We start from the raw sequence: 15,790 nt of genomic DNA, 5'->3' as shown, positions 1-15,790 counted from the left end.
TTACCAAACCATCAGCTACCATTCAAATATTGATAAAGTAATGATAATTCGGATTAATTCCGAAGTTTATACTTATATTTGTTTATAGATATGAGGCTTACTCGAAAGGAAGTATTGCTGAAACTAAAGTTAAAAAATCAAGGAAATCTAAAATTATGCAAAGCCATAGACCAACTGATTTTAACTATTGAAAAGAAAAATTGGAAAACTAAAGAAGAAATAAAAACTGATAGGCCGGATGCCGACCAGATACATACAGATGGTTTTTATTTTTTTGATATTAATGTGCATCGTACGCTAGTCTTAATTCAATTGAATGATAATGAAGCTACCGTTGTATGGGCGGGCACGCATGATGATTACGAAAGGATTTTTAAAAACACAAAAAATACAGTTAAGAAGTATTTGAGTGATAACTGTTGGATTTAAAACATATAAAGATGGATATACAAATTGGTTTAAAAAAAATACTAAAAAAAGGTTTTCTTAGCTCAGAGCTTGATTTTGAAAGAGCCTCAATCATCGACCGCAAGCTAAGAGTACTCATTAAAGAACACCCAGAATTAACTAAAGAAAGAGATCGACTACGTGACATACTAGTAGCTTATGAGGATAAGCATTGGGTTAATGCTGAAATCACAGAACAACAAGTTGAGGAAAGTGATTTGGCGGAACAAATTGCTGAATGTGAAAATAAGTTTAACCTATCCCGCAAACAATCCATCAAAGCCAAACTTAAAGAGAAGGGGCTTACCCAAAAACAGTTGGGAATTATTTTAGGTCATACCAGTGAGACTTATATATCCGAACTTATTAATGGAATAAATCCTTTTACCCTAAATGATCTGATTCTTATTCACAAACTTTTAGGCATAAGCATGGAACAACTCGTGCCAACAACCCTAAATGCTCAAACCATCATCAAGGTAAAAAATGCCGTGGTTAAACTGAATAATCCTAAACTTCAAATAAAAATAGAAGATTTAGTCGAAGTATAAGCTTTGCCCCCTACACCTTTTCACCCCATGGCTCCAAATATCGAAGATGGTCTCCAATAATTTGATACGGCAGATAATATACCTCCAGTGACATGACCAAAAGATAATATTTTTTTGATCAAAGGTCTTGATAGATGTGACAATTCAAAAGGTTTTTTATATTTGATTTCATCAAACCAATAAACAAACCAAAATTAACGTATCATGAGTGTTATTATGGTATTAGGAAGACCACACACCTTGATAAATTTTCAACCATGACTGCAAAAAGACTCGATGGGATTAGTGAATACTACTTCTCCCAAAAACTGAGGGAGATTGATTCCCTAAATAAAGAAGGCAAAAACATCATTAACCTAGGTATTGGCAGTCCGGATCTTCCACCTCATCCTGATGTGATCAAGACCTTACAAGAAGAAGCCGCGAAACCAGGAGTTCACGGTTATCAAGGCTATAAAGGTATACCGGCATTGCGACAAGCTTTTGCAGATTGGTATCAACGCTGGTACCAGGTAGTTCTGGATCCTGACACTGAAGTATTACCATTAATGGGTTCCAAAGAAGGTATCATGCATATCTGCATGACCTACCTGAATGAAGGCGATGAAGCATTGATCCCTGACCCGGGCTATCCCACTTACAGCAGTGCCGTTAAACTGGCAGGCGGCAAACCGGTAAGCTACCTTTTAAAGGAGGAACTAAACTGGTATCCTGATTTCGAAGCATTGGCAGCAATGGATCTGAGCAAGGTAAAACTGATGTTCGTCAATTACCCACATATGCCCACAGGTCAGCAAATGGCCCCAGGTTTGTTTGAAAACCTAATACGCTTTGCAAAGGAGAATCAGATCCTATTGGTGCATGATAATCCTTATAGCTTTATCTTAAATGACAATCCAGTAAGTCTTTTGAAAGCACCTGGAGCTAAAGAAGTAGTTCTGGAACTGAATTCTCTAAGTAAATCGCACAATATGGCCGGCTGGCGAATAGGCATGCTTTGCGGAGCCAAAGAACGGATTGAAGAAGTACTAAGGTTCAAGAGTAATATGGACAGTGGGATGTTCCAGCCCCTACAAATGGCGGCAGCAAAGGCCTTAAGTCTAGGCCCTGAATGGTACAGTCACATCAATAGTATTTATGCTGAAAGAAGAGCGCAGGTTTACCGTATACTCGATATCCTGGGTTGCAGCTATTCGCTTGAACAAGTTGGTTTATTTGTCTGGGCAAAAATTCCAGATCATTATAAAGATGCCTATGCCCTTAGCGACGAAATCCTTTATGGATCAAACGTCTTCCTGACCCCAGGAGGCATATTCGGAAGCCAAGGCAATCGATACATTAGAATCAGTCTCTGCGGCGATCTCTCGAGGTTTGAACAGGCAATAAGTCGAATTAGTAAATAACATAAAAGAACGCTTACATTAATAATTATATTTAAACAATGAAGATAGCAGTAGTCGGCCTCGGACTTATTGGTGGTTCCATGGCTTTGGTGTTAAAGCAAAAAGGCTTTGCCACAAAAGTATTTGGTGTGGACAACCAAGAGGCACATACGCAGAAGGCATTGGAACTTGGGATTGTAGATGAAATAACCGACCTCAATAGCGCAATAGCTAATAGCGACCTCATTATACTAAGCGCCCCTGTAAGTGCATGTGCAACACTATTACCCTTGGTACTGGATCAAATAAAACACCAGATCGTATTGGATACAGGTTCCACTAAAATGTCCTTATTGGATGCAGTAAAAGGACATGCCAAAAGAGGCAGATACATTGCCACACACCCAATGTGGGGTACAGAATTCAGTGGACCGGAAGCTGCAACCGAAGATGCCTTCGATGGTCGCGCGAATGTGATCTGTAATGCTACAGAAAGCGATAAGGATGCATTAACAACAGTAGAACAATTATATACTTTATTAGGCATGTACAATGTCTATATGGAAGGAAAAGATCATGATGTCCATGTGGCCTATGTCAGTCATATCTCCCATATTACCTCCTTTGCTTTAGCCAATACCGTACTGGAAAAAGAGAAAGAAGAAAATGCCATATTTGAACTGGCCAGTGCGGGTTTCGAAAGTACAGTAAGGCTGGCAAAAAGTAGCCCTGCGATGTGGATGCCCATATTTAAACAGAATAAAGAAAATGTGCTCGATGTACTAAATGAACACATTACCCAACTCAGGAAATTCAAATCCTGTATTGAAAAAGAGAACTGGGCTTATCTTACGGAATTGATGGAGAATGCGAACAAAATCAAGCATGTCCTAGACCGGGAAGAATAATTAAATGAGTTGCTGATTTTATGTGATTCATAAGATCAGCAACAAGCATTTTTATTTACCATCAAGGATTTCTATATTTTTTTATTCTATGGAAAGTAAACAGGTTGTTGTTATGGTAACTGTTTGCTCCCCCCAAACCATCATCGTAAGCGGTTCTGCATACAGCTATAATATCTTCCCCAGCAAATTGCCAGTCTACGTACTGAAAACCATGTTTAAGCGTATCTGGATGCTGCAGTACCGTAGATTCTACAGTCCAGCTTAGCAAATCTGTTGAAGAGCACAGCGCAAGCGTATTGCGAACCCGATCCAATGGAATAACTCCACGATAAATCTCCGGTACGTAATTGGAAAGCGTCCAGTATTTATTAGAAATACTGTCATAACGTATCGTAAATTTCTTCCCTCCACCTGGAAAATCCTTAAATCCAGTTGTAGGACTAAATGTAGCTGTAGTACCGGTACTATCGACATTAATCAACGCTACTCTTTCTCTTAACTTGTCGAAAGTATGTACTCTGATCACATTTAACATATTACCGCCCGGCCCTATAACTGCGTTCCCCTCTAACCATCCATAAAAATACCCACCTAAGTAAGTAGAATCGTATGGCATAGTATTACTGCTTGTCCAATTTGCCGCAACCAACAAATCGGCATTTTCAGGTACAGACAACATAAAGGCTCTGAATTTTTTCGGCCAGGTCTGTATAGCTCCCTCTGCATCTTCCATGGCTCGCCAAAGCCTGCCATTATGCTGTACTACTGGAGTAGGTGCCGTGTGATACCGACCAGTCTTTAATACACCATTCGTACTATCTGTTGGCAATGTCCAGTTCAGACCACCATCGGTAGACTTTCTGATGATTAGATTGCCTTCATTACCAGCTGGCCCCAAAATATAAAGGCTATTTTGATGCACAAAGAGGTTAGACATAAACTGCCCTACTATATCGGTAAGGACTGTCCAACTCTCCCCTGCATCCGTCGACTGATAAATCCTCGTAACCGATTTACCATCCACTCTCGCTTCCGGATTAGGACCGAAGAAGTCGGATGCAGCGATATAATTACCATTTGGCAGGATACATATACTCGGAGAACCAAGATAGATCTGGCTCGACGCTGCACGATGTCCCAATACTTTTCCGGGAATTTCGACATCACTCAAAAATCCTTTAACAGAAATAGCATTGCTTCCAGCAGAACTCGATTTACCAATACCAAATGCTGTAGTGGTCGTACTTGACGTATTTACACCACCCCAGGCATAAATCCGGAAAATAATGGTAGTGGAGGATGGCACATTTTTTAAATCACTATAATCCGAAAGCTGAATAACAGGCTGCTGTACTCCCTCATTATTATTATCGAGAATGGAAATATCACCAGTACCTAATTCCTTAAAAGTAGTCCCCCCGTCTATACTATACTTCCATCGATAAATATAAGCAGATTCGGTTTGCCTCCTTAACGTTACATTTAATTCGGTCAGGGAAACAAAATGTCCAGATTTAGCTTTTATAAAAAATTCGTAATAAGCTCCTGAACTGATCGCCTCGGCCTTTGTAGCACTAACCGAAAGATTAGCAACCATAGACCTACCAGATCCGGCTGTAGCATGGATCCCTGAGGCCCCTGCCCCCCTGCTTAAGGTAGAGATTTCCAAGTTAGCATGAGTAGAGGTTGAGGTATTACTAAGCTGTTTGCCATTGTCCGCACTGGTAAATTTAAAAGCCAGGACCTGGCTTTGCCCATATACAGCACCAGAAATCAGGTACAATAGGAAAACCAGTATATATGGAATAAATTGATGTCGTTTCATGTATTTATTTTTGATAACCGCAGCCTCCTTACTAAGGGCTAACCACAATTGGTACTTGTTTAATTTCTTTTTTTGTTTGATTGAGATTGGCATTTATACCTACAAAAGTTGCTGTATAGGTGCCTTGTTTTGTATAGACATAGCTGTAGTTCTTTAAAGTGGGGTCTGACAGCGTTTTAATAGAAGTAGGACGGTCTGGACCAAGATCCGTTTTGGTCACCGCACTAACCGATTTACTGATTGCCCAGGCTTCGGTCTCTACATCTTTGTTGGTCGCATTGCCCATAAATGTGATGTTATTGGTTATGATGGAACCTCGGTTAGCTTCGTAATTGCTGGATTGTATCATTTTCCAGGCACCGCCAGCCTGGTTCATTACCAAAACTTTTCCATTGATTTCATCCTCCGATTGCAGCAACATATTTTGTACACGCCATAAGTTATACCTGCCATTTAGGGTTTGTGGCTTAGTTATATATTTAAATGCAAGGTAGACGGGTTTATTTCCCGCAAACAGATCCGTTACCTGAGATTCTCCGGATGATACCAGTACCCGATTATCAGCTGGACTTGCCAAACGGAACCGGCTGGTTACATCTATCCAGGTTGCAGCATGGATATTATCAAGATCATAGGCGCCGTTAAAATCTGAAGAAGCGAGTACTGAAAACTGGTTGTCCTGGCTACCATCCAGAATCTGGGAATCAAAAAGTAATGTTATTTTCGATTCAAATTTCCTATTGGCATTCGCAAACTCATAACTACGCCCGGTTTCTCCAGAATAAAAGGAGAGCATATCCGGATTACCTTTAAAATTAAACACAGCGGCCGTACCAGCCTTTACCATCAGTGTTTGCAGCTCTACATTAAATTCAGGCGTCGCTACAGCTAAATCTTTGGTACAGGAAATACAGACCATTACCAAAATGGCCAGAAATAAATTATATCTTTTCATTAGAGTTTTCTTTTAGATTACCATTTGTTACCAACCTTTATTTTGAATGAGATTGGGATTAACACCAATTTCGTAAGAAGGTATAGGCCAAAGCACATCGCGTTCAGAAAAATTACTGTAACAGATCAGCGCATTGTTCCGGTCTACCGAACTTGATGAAGCGGTTACCTCTGTTTTAATGGCGGTTAACCTTTCGATAAATTTCCCCCAGCGGACCAGATCACCCCTCCGTAACAATTCATAATTTAATTCTCTAGCTCTTTCATTCTGTATCGCCGTTCTAAAATCATCTTTGGATGCGGTATTATTAGCCTTAAGATCTGCATCGGTGATGCTAGTTAAAGTTGCAGTGGCCCTTGCCAGTGTCCCGCCACCACCTGTTATAGTTACTGTTGGAATGGTTTTAAATTTGCTACCTGAATTGGTAATGGTAATGGCACTAACTTTTCCACCGGAAATGGTCGCTGTAGCCGTAGCACCACTGCCCTCACCACCTGCGATGACTACTGTAGGTACTGAAGTATAACCGCTACCTCCATTATCTAACGTAATTGTTTTCACACTTTCGGACACGGCGCCATAACCATTCAGGAATTTGCCATACCCTCTTCTCCTCACCGTATTTACAGCCGCTATGGTCTCGTTTATAGGTCCGTTTATCTCATTATCGGCTTCAGCATACATCAACAACACATCTGAATAACGTAATAAGGGGAAATTTTGTGGCGTACGGATATCGGCTTTAGGAAGCATAATTTCATTTTCCCTACGCCATTTACCACAATTACGTTGATAGATCTGATTGGTGGCCCAGTTGACTTTGATATTGGTGTTATTTCCAGAATAAGAAAAGGCTGCAATAGACCAATCCCTACGCAAGTCATTTGAGTACGTGACTCCAGTTGGTTCATACAAATTAAACATCCACAACGTAGGGTGTAAATACCCAGGCGAATAGCCTATCGAAGGATCCCCACCAGCATTCTGGCGGATTCCGTTATTACGTCCAACCATACCACCAATGGTATAGGCAGTACTATTATTACCCCAAAATTCAACTTCCCAAATGCTTTCTTTTACATCATATTTATCTTGTGCATAATTCACAAATACATCCTGAAAGGAAGTATTTAAGCTGTGCGTGCCTTCAGTCATTACTTTTTCTGCCCATTTTTTTGCATCGGCATATTTAGTAAGGTCATTAACCGGATTTCCAGCCATATAAAGACATACTCTTGCCATAACGCCCCAAACTGCAGATTTACTTACTCTCCCTCCAAAATTAACGGTTTTGATATCATCCACCAGCAAAGATGCTTCTTCCATATCCTTCAAAATCTGTACATACACATCTTTGGCCGGCGTTGGAGGCAGTTGAATATCCTGGGAAGCAGCGGTAACCGGAGTCTTTAAAACCAATGGAACATCATTAAATGTACTAACCAGCATAAAATAGAAGTAAGCACGCAGGAATAAGGTTTCTCCTTTTATCTTGCCTCTTCTAGTTTCGTCCATCTTAGGTTTGTTGATATTTTCAAGTACGAGATTGGCTCTATTGATGCCAGCATAAAGTGCCTGCCAATAGCCTAAAACCTTAGCGTCCGTTGTGGATACATTATAACCAGCAACACCTACAAGCTCCGCTGCATTGCTGCAAAATCCCTCATCAGTTTCCAGTCCCATTCTGGCCAACATATTGTTACAATAAAGGTTTTGGCTGGCTAGGGTTACATAAACACCTGTTAAACCTGTATTAAGTTGTGTTTCCGTTTCGTAATAGTTTTTAGGACTTAAAAAGTCTGATGGACTTGTATCTAAAAACTTTTTACATGATGCCAGTGTAATTATGACCAGCAGCATTATGATCAAATACCTATTTTTCATATCTATATCTTAACTATTTAATATTGTGATTCTTGATTAGCTTTATAAAGAGGCTTTTATGCCAAACACCAGCGTTCTTTCTCTTGGATATGCGGAATAATCAAAACCTGGCGTTAATATGGTATTGGCCACAGATACTTCCGGATCCATTCCCGAATACTTCGTCCAGGTATACAGATTTTGCCCTGTCGCAAACACATTAACTGACTTTATCTTTAATTTTGAGATAAAAGCTGAGGGTAGACTATAGGATAGAGAAACCGTTTTCAAACGCAGAAACGTACCATCTTCAATGGTACGGGAAGAAAACCTGCCCGCAGGCCCTTGCCCACCAAACCTGTAGTATTCGTTATTTTGGTTCTCAGGCGTCCAGCGATTCACATAACTAGCATATTGATTCAAATTACTTCTGGTAAAGGCATTACCCTCAAACATATCGCGGTTGGCATTAAAAATATCGTTGCCGTACGACCATTGAAAAAACACATTCAGAGCCAATCCTTTGTAATTGAAATTATTATTGAATCCGCCAATATGTTTGGGTAAAGCACGTCCAATAATCACCCTGTCTTTTTCGTTTACGATCCCATCACCATTGATGTCATCGTATTTGATGTCACCCGGCTTAATATTCCCCCTTGCACTGCCATTACCCGAGATTTCTGGCTTCAACAAATAGCTTCCATTCGGCTGCTGGTCAAAATCCTCTACCTGATAATTGCCCAACCATTTGTAACCATAAAACACAGCTGCGGGGCCACCAACTTTTGCCAGGTACAATTGTGCAGCACTAAAGGGAGCTGGAAAACCAACAGTAGAGATCATCGATTCCTGATCGTCGGCCAAAGCCAGGATTTTATTGGAATTGAAGGCGATATTAAAATCACTACTCCACTCAAAGTTTTTGGTTTTAATGTTTACCGTATTCAGTGTGAGCTCAATTCCCTGATTTTTCACCTTACCAACATTTTTCAGGATCTTGGTATAACCGGTACTATAAGGAACATTTGCATTCAATAATAAGTCGGAAGTTACTTTTCTGTATAGATCAACGGTTAAACTGATTCTATTTTTGAGTAGAGAAAGGTCATAACCGATATCAGTTTGCGCAGTACTCTCCCATTTTAAATCATAATTACCATAGTTGCTTAACAATGCCCCTTGCTGTGGGGTTTGATTGTTAAACGAATAGTACGAGCCATAAGGAAAAGTAACAGAAGAAAGATAAGAAAAATCACCTACCCGATTATTTCCAGTAATACCATAACTTAATCGCAGTTTGGAATTAGAAACAAATGGCAGCTTCTTCATAAAAGATTCCTGCAGCATATTCCAGGCAAATGCAGCGGAGGGGAAATATCCCCATCTGTTATTTTCCGAAAATTTTGAAGAAGCATCAGCCCGCATTGACGCGGTAAACAGATACTTCGATTTATAACTGTAATTTACTCGACCAAGAAAAGAGACCTGCGTAAAGTCAGACAATGAAGACGCTAATGAAGACAATTCCCCCTCATCTATACCACTAACACCAAGATCAGGATTCGGTACATTTTTAGCCAGATAACCACTCCGTCGGTTTAAAACCTTTTGCAAGGTAAAGCCGCCAATTACATTAATTTTATTGTTTTTGTTGATTTTGTGATCATAGGTAAGGAGGTTCTCATTTAACCAGCTGTTTGTTTCCGCATTATAAGTTGAACCGTTAACACCTAAATTATTATCCGGGAAAGGATATCCTCGCGATGTTTGAGCATTATAAAACTCTTCACTCCTAATGGAGTTATTGTTGATTCCCCCCCTTACGGTAAGCTCAAATTTCTTTGAAATGACATAGCTTATTTTTGCATTGGCTAACAAAGTATTGGTAGTACGAGTCCTAACTTCGTTTAATGCTGATATATATGGATTAAACCTGGCATCATTGGCATCAGGATCAAGCAGTTCATCTTCTATATTTAACCCGGTATTAACTGGTCGCGCACCCCAGACCTGATACATCAGAAAAGTAGAATAAGGTTGCGAACTGGAAGATCTGGAAGAGGATGGCGATACGCCAAAATTAGTTTCATTACCAACGTTAATATTAAAAGACGCCTTAACCTTATTGCTAATGCGCTGTTCCAATAAGATTCTTCCCTGGTAACGATTGTATCCTGAATTTACAACTACGCCTTTCTGATCAAAAATAGAACCCGATACGGCATATTTAGTATCCGCATTTCCCCCCGTTAAGGAAAGATTATGAATTTGAACAGACCCTGTCTCGAACATTTTATCTTGCCAATCTATCGCAGGTGTAGTTTTATAATCATCGAGCGTTCTTCCAGGTACAGTCAGATAAGCATTTTCCGCTATCGCCGGATTAATTTCAAGCTGATACCTCACAAATTCATACGGATTCATCAAATCCATTTTACGGGTGACATTGTTAAAGCCCAATGAACCATCATACCCCACAACTGGTTTTCCAATCTTCCCCTTTTTTGTCTCGATAATAATCACACCATTTGCACCGCGGGCACCGTAAATAGCGGTTGCCGATGCATCTTTTAGGATATTGATAGACTCGATATCGCTTGGGTTTAAGATGGAACTGACAGACTCTTCCATAGGAAAGCCATCTACAACATACAGAGGAGAATTTTGCTGGGTTAAAGAATTTCCACCTCTGATTACAATATTCATTGTAGAACCGGGCTGTCCGTCGTTAGAGCTAACTTGCACACCAGCAATCCTTCCCGCCAATGCTTGTTCAAATGTGGCTACGGGTGCCTTTTTCAAGTCATCCATTTTAACTTCGCCAACAGATCCGGTAAGGTCGCTCCGGTTTACAGTGCCATAACCAACCACCACAACCTCGTTTAATGAAGCCGCTTGATCAACCATTATTACTTTTATATTCTTTTGTGAACCTATGGTTCTCTCCGAAGTTTCATAGCCCAGGTAACTGAATACTAAAATGTCCGTACTTTTCGCATTGCGAATCGTGAAGTTTCCTTCCGCATCCGTTATTGTCCCAGTACTGCTCCCTTTAAGCTTTACGCTTACACCAGGCATTGGTTTATCATTATGATCAACCACCTTCCCTTTAATCTCAACCCGCCAGACTGCTTCATTTGAAAACGATGCTATTCTTTGTACAACAATCGTTTTATTTTCAATGGTATAATTTAGCCCATTGGGTATCAGAACCAAATCAAGCGCGGCTTTTAAAGCCGTATTTTTAAGATTAACCTTTATCGCTGGTGTCTCTTTGATGAGCTTAGTATTGCAAAGCACATTATACCCCGTCTGTTTCTTAATTTCTCTGAACAGATCTACAAGTGAAATGTCTTTTTGGGATAGCGTTATCGTTTGGGCATAGCTGGAAGCGTTTACCTGAATAACGGCGACAAAAACGATTAGCACAATTAATTTCATTATAACGAGATATTTTAACATAGGAGAGGCTATTCTCCCCCAGCCATAGAAAATGTAATTTTTCATTACCTTTGATTGATTTAGTTTAAGAGTAGTTCACATAATTATTATCTGAAAACCAGGTCATTTACCGGGGAAAGCTGCGAACTTTCTCCGGTTACCTACACCTGGTTTTTAAGGAAGGGCGTAAAATCATTCCATAACAATCACCCTCCTTCCTTGAACTTTGAAATGAACATCGCCGGTTAATTCTATTAATTTCAGGACATCAGAAATGCTTTTAAACCGGGAAATAGATCCCCATATCAGTATGTGTTTTTTCGGCGACTGATAAATGACCTCTACATCATACCAACGGGAAATCTTATTCATAACGCTTTTTATATCCTCATTATTAAACATAAACTCCCCGTTTTTCCAGGCCAGAACTTCTTCTGTGTTTACGTTTTTCACCTCCATACTACCAAACTGTATCACTCCCTGCTCGCCTGGTTTAAGAATTCTAGCTTGCTTTGTTTCTTCGCTTGCATTTGGAGACAGACTTACTTTCCCTTCAATTAATGTGGTCCGAGAAACACTTTCGTCATTATAGGAACTCAGGTTAAAATGTGTACCCAATACCTGAACCACCTCTCTATCTGTATGGACTATAAAAGGAGATACTGCGTTTTTAGCTACTTCAAAGTAGGCCTCTCCACTTAGCTCTACCATCCTCGATTTAAGCCCGTAAAAGGACACTGGATATTTAATTGTCGAGGCGGCATTCAACCAAACTAACGACCCATCAGGCAAACGTAGTCTATAAGTTTCACCGTTATTTGTCGATAACGTATTCATTTGTCCGATTACTGATTGGCCCTGCCCCTTAATTTCATAAACCAGTTGTCCATCGGCTGTTTTGGTAATCACCACCCCAGCCTCCTGGGCAAGCTTGCCTTTATTCACTGCCGATAAAATTATTTTTTTACCGTTTGCCAGAACTAGCGTTGCCCCTTCTTTGCCGGGAGTAACCTGTTGATTAACCGCAAACTTGTGGGGTATTTGCTGGTCTTTTTTGAAAAAGTAAAAAATACCGGCCGCAGCAATGATAAAGACCACAGCTGCAGCTATATAAAAGTGACGTTTGTTTTTGGCTGAGGATGTATTGCTTTGATCGTTGGCAACCTTCTGCATCAACGACTGATAGATTTCCTTTTCAACCGTCTGTTCGTTACGCATATTCTCTTTATCCCATTCTGTATACCTGCGCAACATTAAATGATAAGCCTGCTCAAACGCAATCCTTTCCTCTTCCGAAGCAGTATTGTCATGACACTTGCGGGCCAGCTCTTTAAATTCGTTATTGGTCATATTTGGTTATATACCTATACGTCTGATAAAATAAGCTTAACCCTAGTAAGAAAATAAAATATATTTATGAATGCCAAAAATTCGGATCTGGCTAATTATAAAAAATGGGGATAATGATACAAGCCCAAAACAGAAATTCGCCCATAGAAATCCGCAACTGCTTTAATGCAAGTGTAATTTGAGCTTCGACAGCCTTTACTGTAATATTCAATTTTTCGGCTATTTCCTTATTGCTAAGATACTCCCTTCTGCTCATGATGAATACCTGTCTACATCTATCTGGAAGAGCAGAGATACCTTTATCCAGCAGATTGTTAATGTCATCTTCGTTCAAGGTATCATTCAGTTCTTCTTTACCTGCAAGCAATTCCAACTCACCGGGTTCCAAAAAAACTTTGCGACTTGCAGCAGATTTAATATGTGTTAAAACCTTATAACGTATTGATGTAAACAAGTAGGGTTTTAAGGTGATAATGACAGCTTCATTTCTCCGCAGCCACAACTGAAGCAGCACCTCTTGCACAATATCCTGAACGGCTGCATCTTCCCTCAAAATCGAATAGGCGGAAAGATACAGCCGCTTCCAATATTTACTGTAAATACGCTTTAAAGCTACTTGGCTATTCTCCCGGAGCAATTCCAGCAGTTCATCGTCTTCATATTCCTGGCTCGTCAGCATTCTATATTTGGTTGTTCCTAATTTACATAAAAACAGAAATATGCAAGCTCAAGTTTAAAGAAAATATTTGTTACATCCTGCTCATAAAATGGTTTAATCAGAGATTGCCTTTTTTTAATTGTGCTACGGCGTAATCGCAAGCCCTCGCTGTTAAAGCCATATAGGTTAAGGACGGATTTTGTGTACCAGTGGATGTCATACATGCCCCATCAGTTACAAATACATTTTTACAAGAATGCAATTGATTCCATTCATTTAATAGCGATGTATTTGAATCTTTCCCCATACGTACACCGCCCATCTCATGAATATCATTGCCCGGCCTTCTGTCAACAATACGGGTTTCAATATTTATAAATCCGGCAGACTCAAACATATCCTTCATCTGTTCAAAATAATCTGCCCTCATTTTATGATCATTTTCATCGTAATCAATAGAAATACTTAATTGAGGGATCCCCCAGCTATCCTTCAAGCTAGAATCAAGCTTTACCTGATTGTTTTCTTTTGGAATGGTTTCACCCATCATATGTGATCCTATTTTCCAAGGACCCAGTTCCTTTTTAATCAAGTGTTTTTTTAAATCCTCACCAACACCATTAGTATCATTCCACTCCTTACGCCTTGCACTAAATGCAGCAGCATATCCCCTTAAAAAATCCGTTTCTTGTTTATAAACATTTCTAAATCGTGGGATATAACCGCCGCTTGCAGGATTACGTCCATCAGTTTTGTATTGAAGCTGACCTTCAAATTCAGCAGTAATTGCCGCACTATAATTATGAAAAGCCATGTATTTACCAAGCAACCCATTGTCATTCCCTAAGCCATTTGGGAAACGATCAGAAACTGAATTCAGCAAAATTAGGTTCGTATTTATCGCCGAAGCATTCACAAAAATTACATCAGCGTAAAAGTCAATTTCCTCTTTGGTAGTCGTATCTATCACTTTAACCCCTACAGCTTTGCCCTTTTTTGAATCATAAATAATAGAATGAACTACCGATAAAGGCCTTAATGTTAGTTTCCCCGTCTTTTGAGCCCAGGGCAAGGTTGACGCATTGCTACTAAAATAGCCGCCAAAGGGACAGCCACGCTGACAAAGGATACGATTTTGACACTGCCCTCTGCCCTGGTCAAAATGAATTTGATTAGGTTTAGACAAATGTGCGCATCTTGCACTGATTACATGACGGTTGGGATACTTTCCCTTAATCACTTCCCTAAAATGATTTTCTGCAGCATTCAAAGGAAATGCAGGTAAGAAATCACCATCAGGTAATTCTGCTAGTCCATCCTTATTACCCGCAATACCCGAAAAACGCTCTACATAAGTATACCAGGGCGCTATATCTTTATACCGAATTGGCCAGTCAACACTGAAACCATCACGGGCAGGTCCTTCAAAATCAAAGTCACTCCAACGCTGGGTTTGTCTTGCCCAAAGCAATGACTTTCCGCCTACCTGGTAACCACGAATCCAATCAAAAGGCTTTTCCTGCACATATGGATGCTCATTATCTTTTACAAAAAAATGTTGTGAATCTTCACCATACGCATAGCAGCGATTGGCGATAGGGTTTGCTTCTTTATCTTTAAATGGCATCTCGTTACGATGCTCAAACTCATACGGAAACTTATTGGTTGTTGGATAATCTTTGATATGCTCTACATTCCTACCCCGTTCCAACACCAATGTTTTTAAACCTTTTTCAGTAAACTCTTTAGCTGCCCAGCCCCCACTGATACCTGAACCAATAACTATAGCATCAAATGTTCTTTCTTTTATACTGTCTATTGCGATGTTCGCCATATATCTATTCTTTATAAAAAATCATAATTTCAGATTAAACTGGGAAATAACCATTGTAACGACCCGGTACAAGTTCATACTTAACCAGATTTGTCATCACATATTCTGAATTTAAATAGCCCTGAATGGTTTTACTTTTAGTAATCTGATAAAACTTATGAATGGCTTTATCCTTTTCCTTATCCTTCTGAATGCCTTTTAACACCTCCTCCCGTTCGGGAACTGAAGCTTCTAAAAAAGACTTACCTATTTTTCCCTTTGCAAAAGCATCGAACTTCTTCAAGCCATTGATAAACATTTGCTGATCCTCTGCTTTGTAACAGTCATCCACCATTTTCATTACAAACAAATGCAATTTGAGACTTTTAGCACCTGGACTATCCGTTTCAGGAACAAGTGTTTCACAAAGTATTTCAAGGAACAACTCATCTTCCTCCGTTAGGCTCAGATTATTTAGTTGTATAGTCGGTTTTCCCGACTTGTTATAGCAAGCAGGTAAAACCATCGCACCCCCGGCTATGATTAAAAGGTTTCGAATAGCAGTCCTTCTAGGAATTAGTTGATTCATTTTGG

The 15,790-nt window shown here is 39.8% G+C and carries 12 protein-coding genes; 4 read left to right on the top strand and 8 right to left on the bottom strand.

Going from position 1 to position 15,790, the window contains the following annotated elements; all coding sequences use genetic code 11:
• Positions 1 to 90: 90 nt before the first annotated feature.
• The 4 genes from BLS35_RS09615 (at position 91) to BLS35_RS09600 (ending at position 3,288) form a co-directional block, all read left to right on the top strand.
• Positions 91 to 429 (top strand): type II toxin-antitoxin system HigB family toxin, encoded by a 339-nt coding sequence (locus BLS35_RS09615; RefSeq protein ID WP_090780259.1) that lies wholly within the window; start codon positions 91 to 93, stop codon positions 427 to 429.
• 11 nt (positions 430 to 440) lie between these two features.
• Positions 441 to 998 (top strand): helix-turn-helix domain-containing protein, encoded by a 558-nt coding sequence (locus BLS35_RS09610; RefSeq protein ID WP_090780257.1) that lies wholly within the window; start codon positions 441 to 443, stop codon positions 996 to 998.
• 257 nt (positions 999 to 1,255) lie between these two features.
• Positions 1,256 to 2,401 (top strand): pyridoxal phosphate-dependent aminotransferase, encoded by a 1,146-nt coding sequence (locus BLS35_RS09605; protein WP_090780255.1) that lies wholly within the window; start codon positions 1,256 to 1,258, stop codon positions 2,399 to 2,401.
• Positions 2,402 to 2,439: 38 nt separating this feature from the next.
• The gene (locus tag BLS35_RS09600) at positions 2,440 to 3,288 is read left to right on the top strand and encodes a prephenate dehydrogenase (protein WP_090780253.1); all 849 of its coding nucleotides are present in this window, start codon (positions 2,440 to 2,442) and stop codon (positions 3,286 to 3,288) included.
• A 61-nt stretch (positions 3,289 to 3,349) separates the two neighbouring features.
• Here BLS35_RS09600 and BLS35_RS28050 read toward each other — a convergent pair whose 3' ends face one another.
• The 8 genes from BLS35_RS28050 to BLS35_RS09560 form a co-directional block, all read right to left on the bottom strand.
• Positions 3,350 to 5,113, bottom strand: a complete 1,764-nt coding sequence (locus tag BLS35_RS28050; protein WP_207909095.1) for a hypothetical protein — start codon at positions 5,111 to 5,113, stop codon at positions 3,350 to 3,352.
• Between the two features lie 31 nt (positions 5,114 to 5,144).
• Positions 5,145 to 6,068: a DUF5017 domain-containing protein gene (locus BLS35_RS09590; RefSeq protein ID WP_090780250.1), complete on the bottom strand. Its 924-nt coding sequence runs from the start codon at positions 6,066 to 6,068 to the stop codon at positions 5,145 to 5,147.
• Positions 6,069 to 6,095: 27 nt separating this feature from the next.
• Positions 6,096 to 7,952, bottom strand: a complete 1,857-nt coding sequence (locus BLS35_RS09585) for a RagB/SusD family nutrient uptake outer membrane protein (RefSeq protein WP_090780248.1) — start codon at positions 7,950 to 7,952, stop codon at positions 6,096 to 6,098.
• Between the two features lie 42 nt (positions 7,953 to 7,994).
• The gene (locus BLS35_RS09580; protein WP_090780420.1) at positions 7,995 to 11,375 is read right to left on the bottom strand and encodes a TonB-dependent receptor; all 3,381 of its coding nucleotides are present in this window, start codon (positions 11,373 to 11,375) and stop codon (positions 7,995 to 7,997) included.
• A gap of 192 nt (positions 11,376 to 11,567) precedes the next feature.
• Positions 11,568 to 12,725: a FecR family protein gene (locus BLS35_RS09575; protein ID WP_090780247.1), complete on the bottom strand. Its 1,158-nt coding sequence runs from the start codon at positions 12,723 to 12,725 to the stop codon at positions 11,568 to 11,570.
• Between the two features lie 91 nt (positions 12,726 to 12,816).
• The gene (locus tag BLS35_RS09570; RefSeq protein ID WP_090780244.1) at positions 12,817 to 13,404 is read right to left on the bottom strand and encodes an RNA polymerase sigma-70 factor; all 588 of its coding nucleotides are present in this window, start codon (positions 13,402 to 13,404) and stop codon (positions 12,817 to 12,819) included.
• 97 nt (positions 13,405 to 13,501) lie between these two features.
• Entirely contained in the window at positions 13,502 to 15,217 is a 1,716-nt protein-coding gene (locus BLS35_RS09565) for a GMC oxidoreductase (RefSeq protein WP_090780242.1), read from the bottom strand.
• 34 nt (positions 15,218 to 15,251) lie between these two features.
• Complete coding sequence (locus tag BLS35_RS09560) at positions 15,252 to 15,785, bottom strand: gluconate 2-dehydrogenase subunit 3 family protein (protein WP_254778791.1); 534 nt, start codon at positions 15,783 to 15,785, stop codon at positions 15,252 to 15,254.
• Positions 15,786 to 15,790: the final 5 nt, after the last annotated feature.

The organism is Pedobacter sp. ok626, from assembly GCF_900100435.1.
GTDB lineage: Bacteria > Bacteroidota > Bacteroidia > Sphingobacteriales > Sphingobacteriaceae > Pedobacter.
The sequence above is the reverse complement of the archived record's forward strand: the minus strand, read 5'-3'. Positions and strand labels throughout refer to the sequence as shown.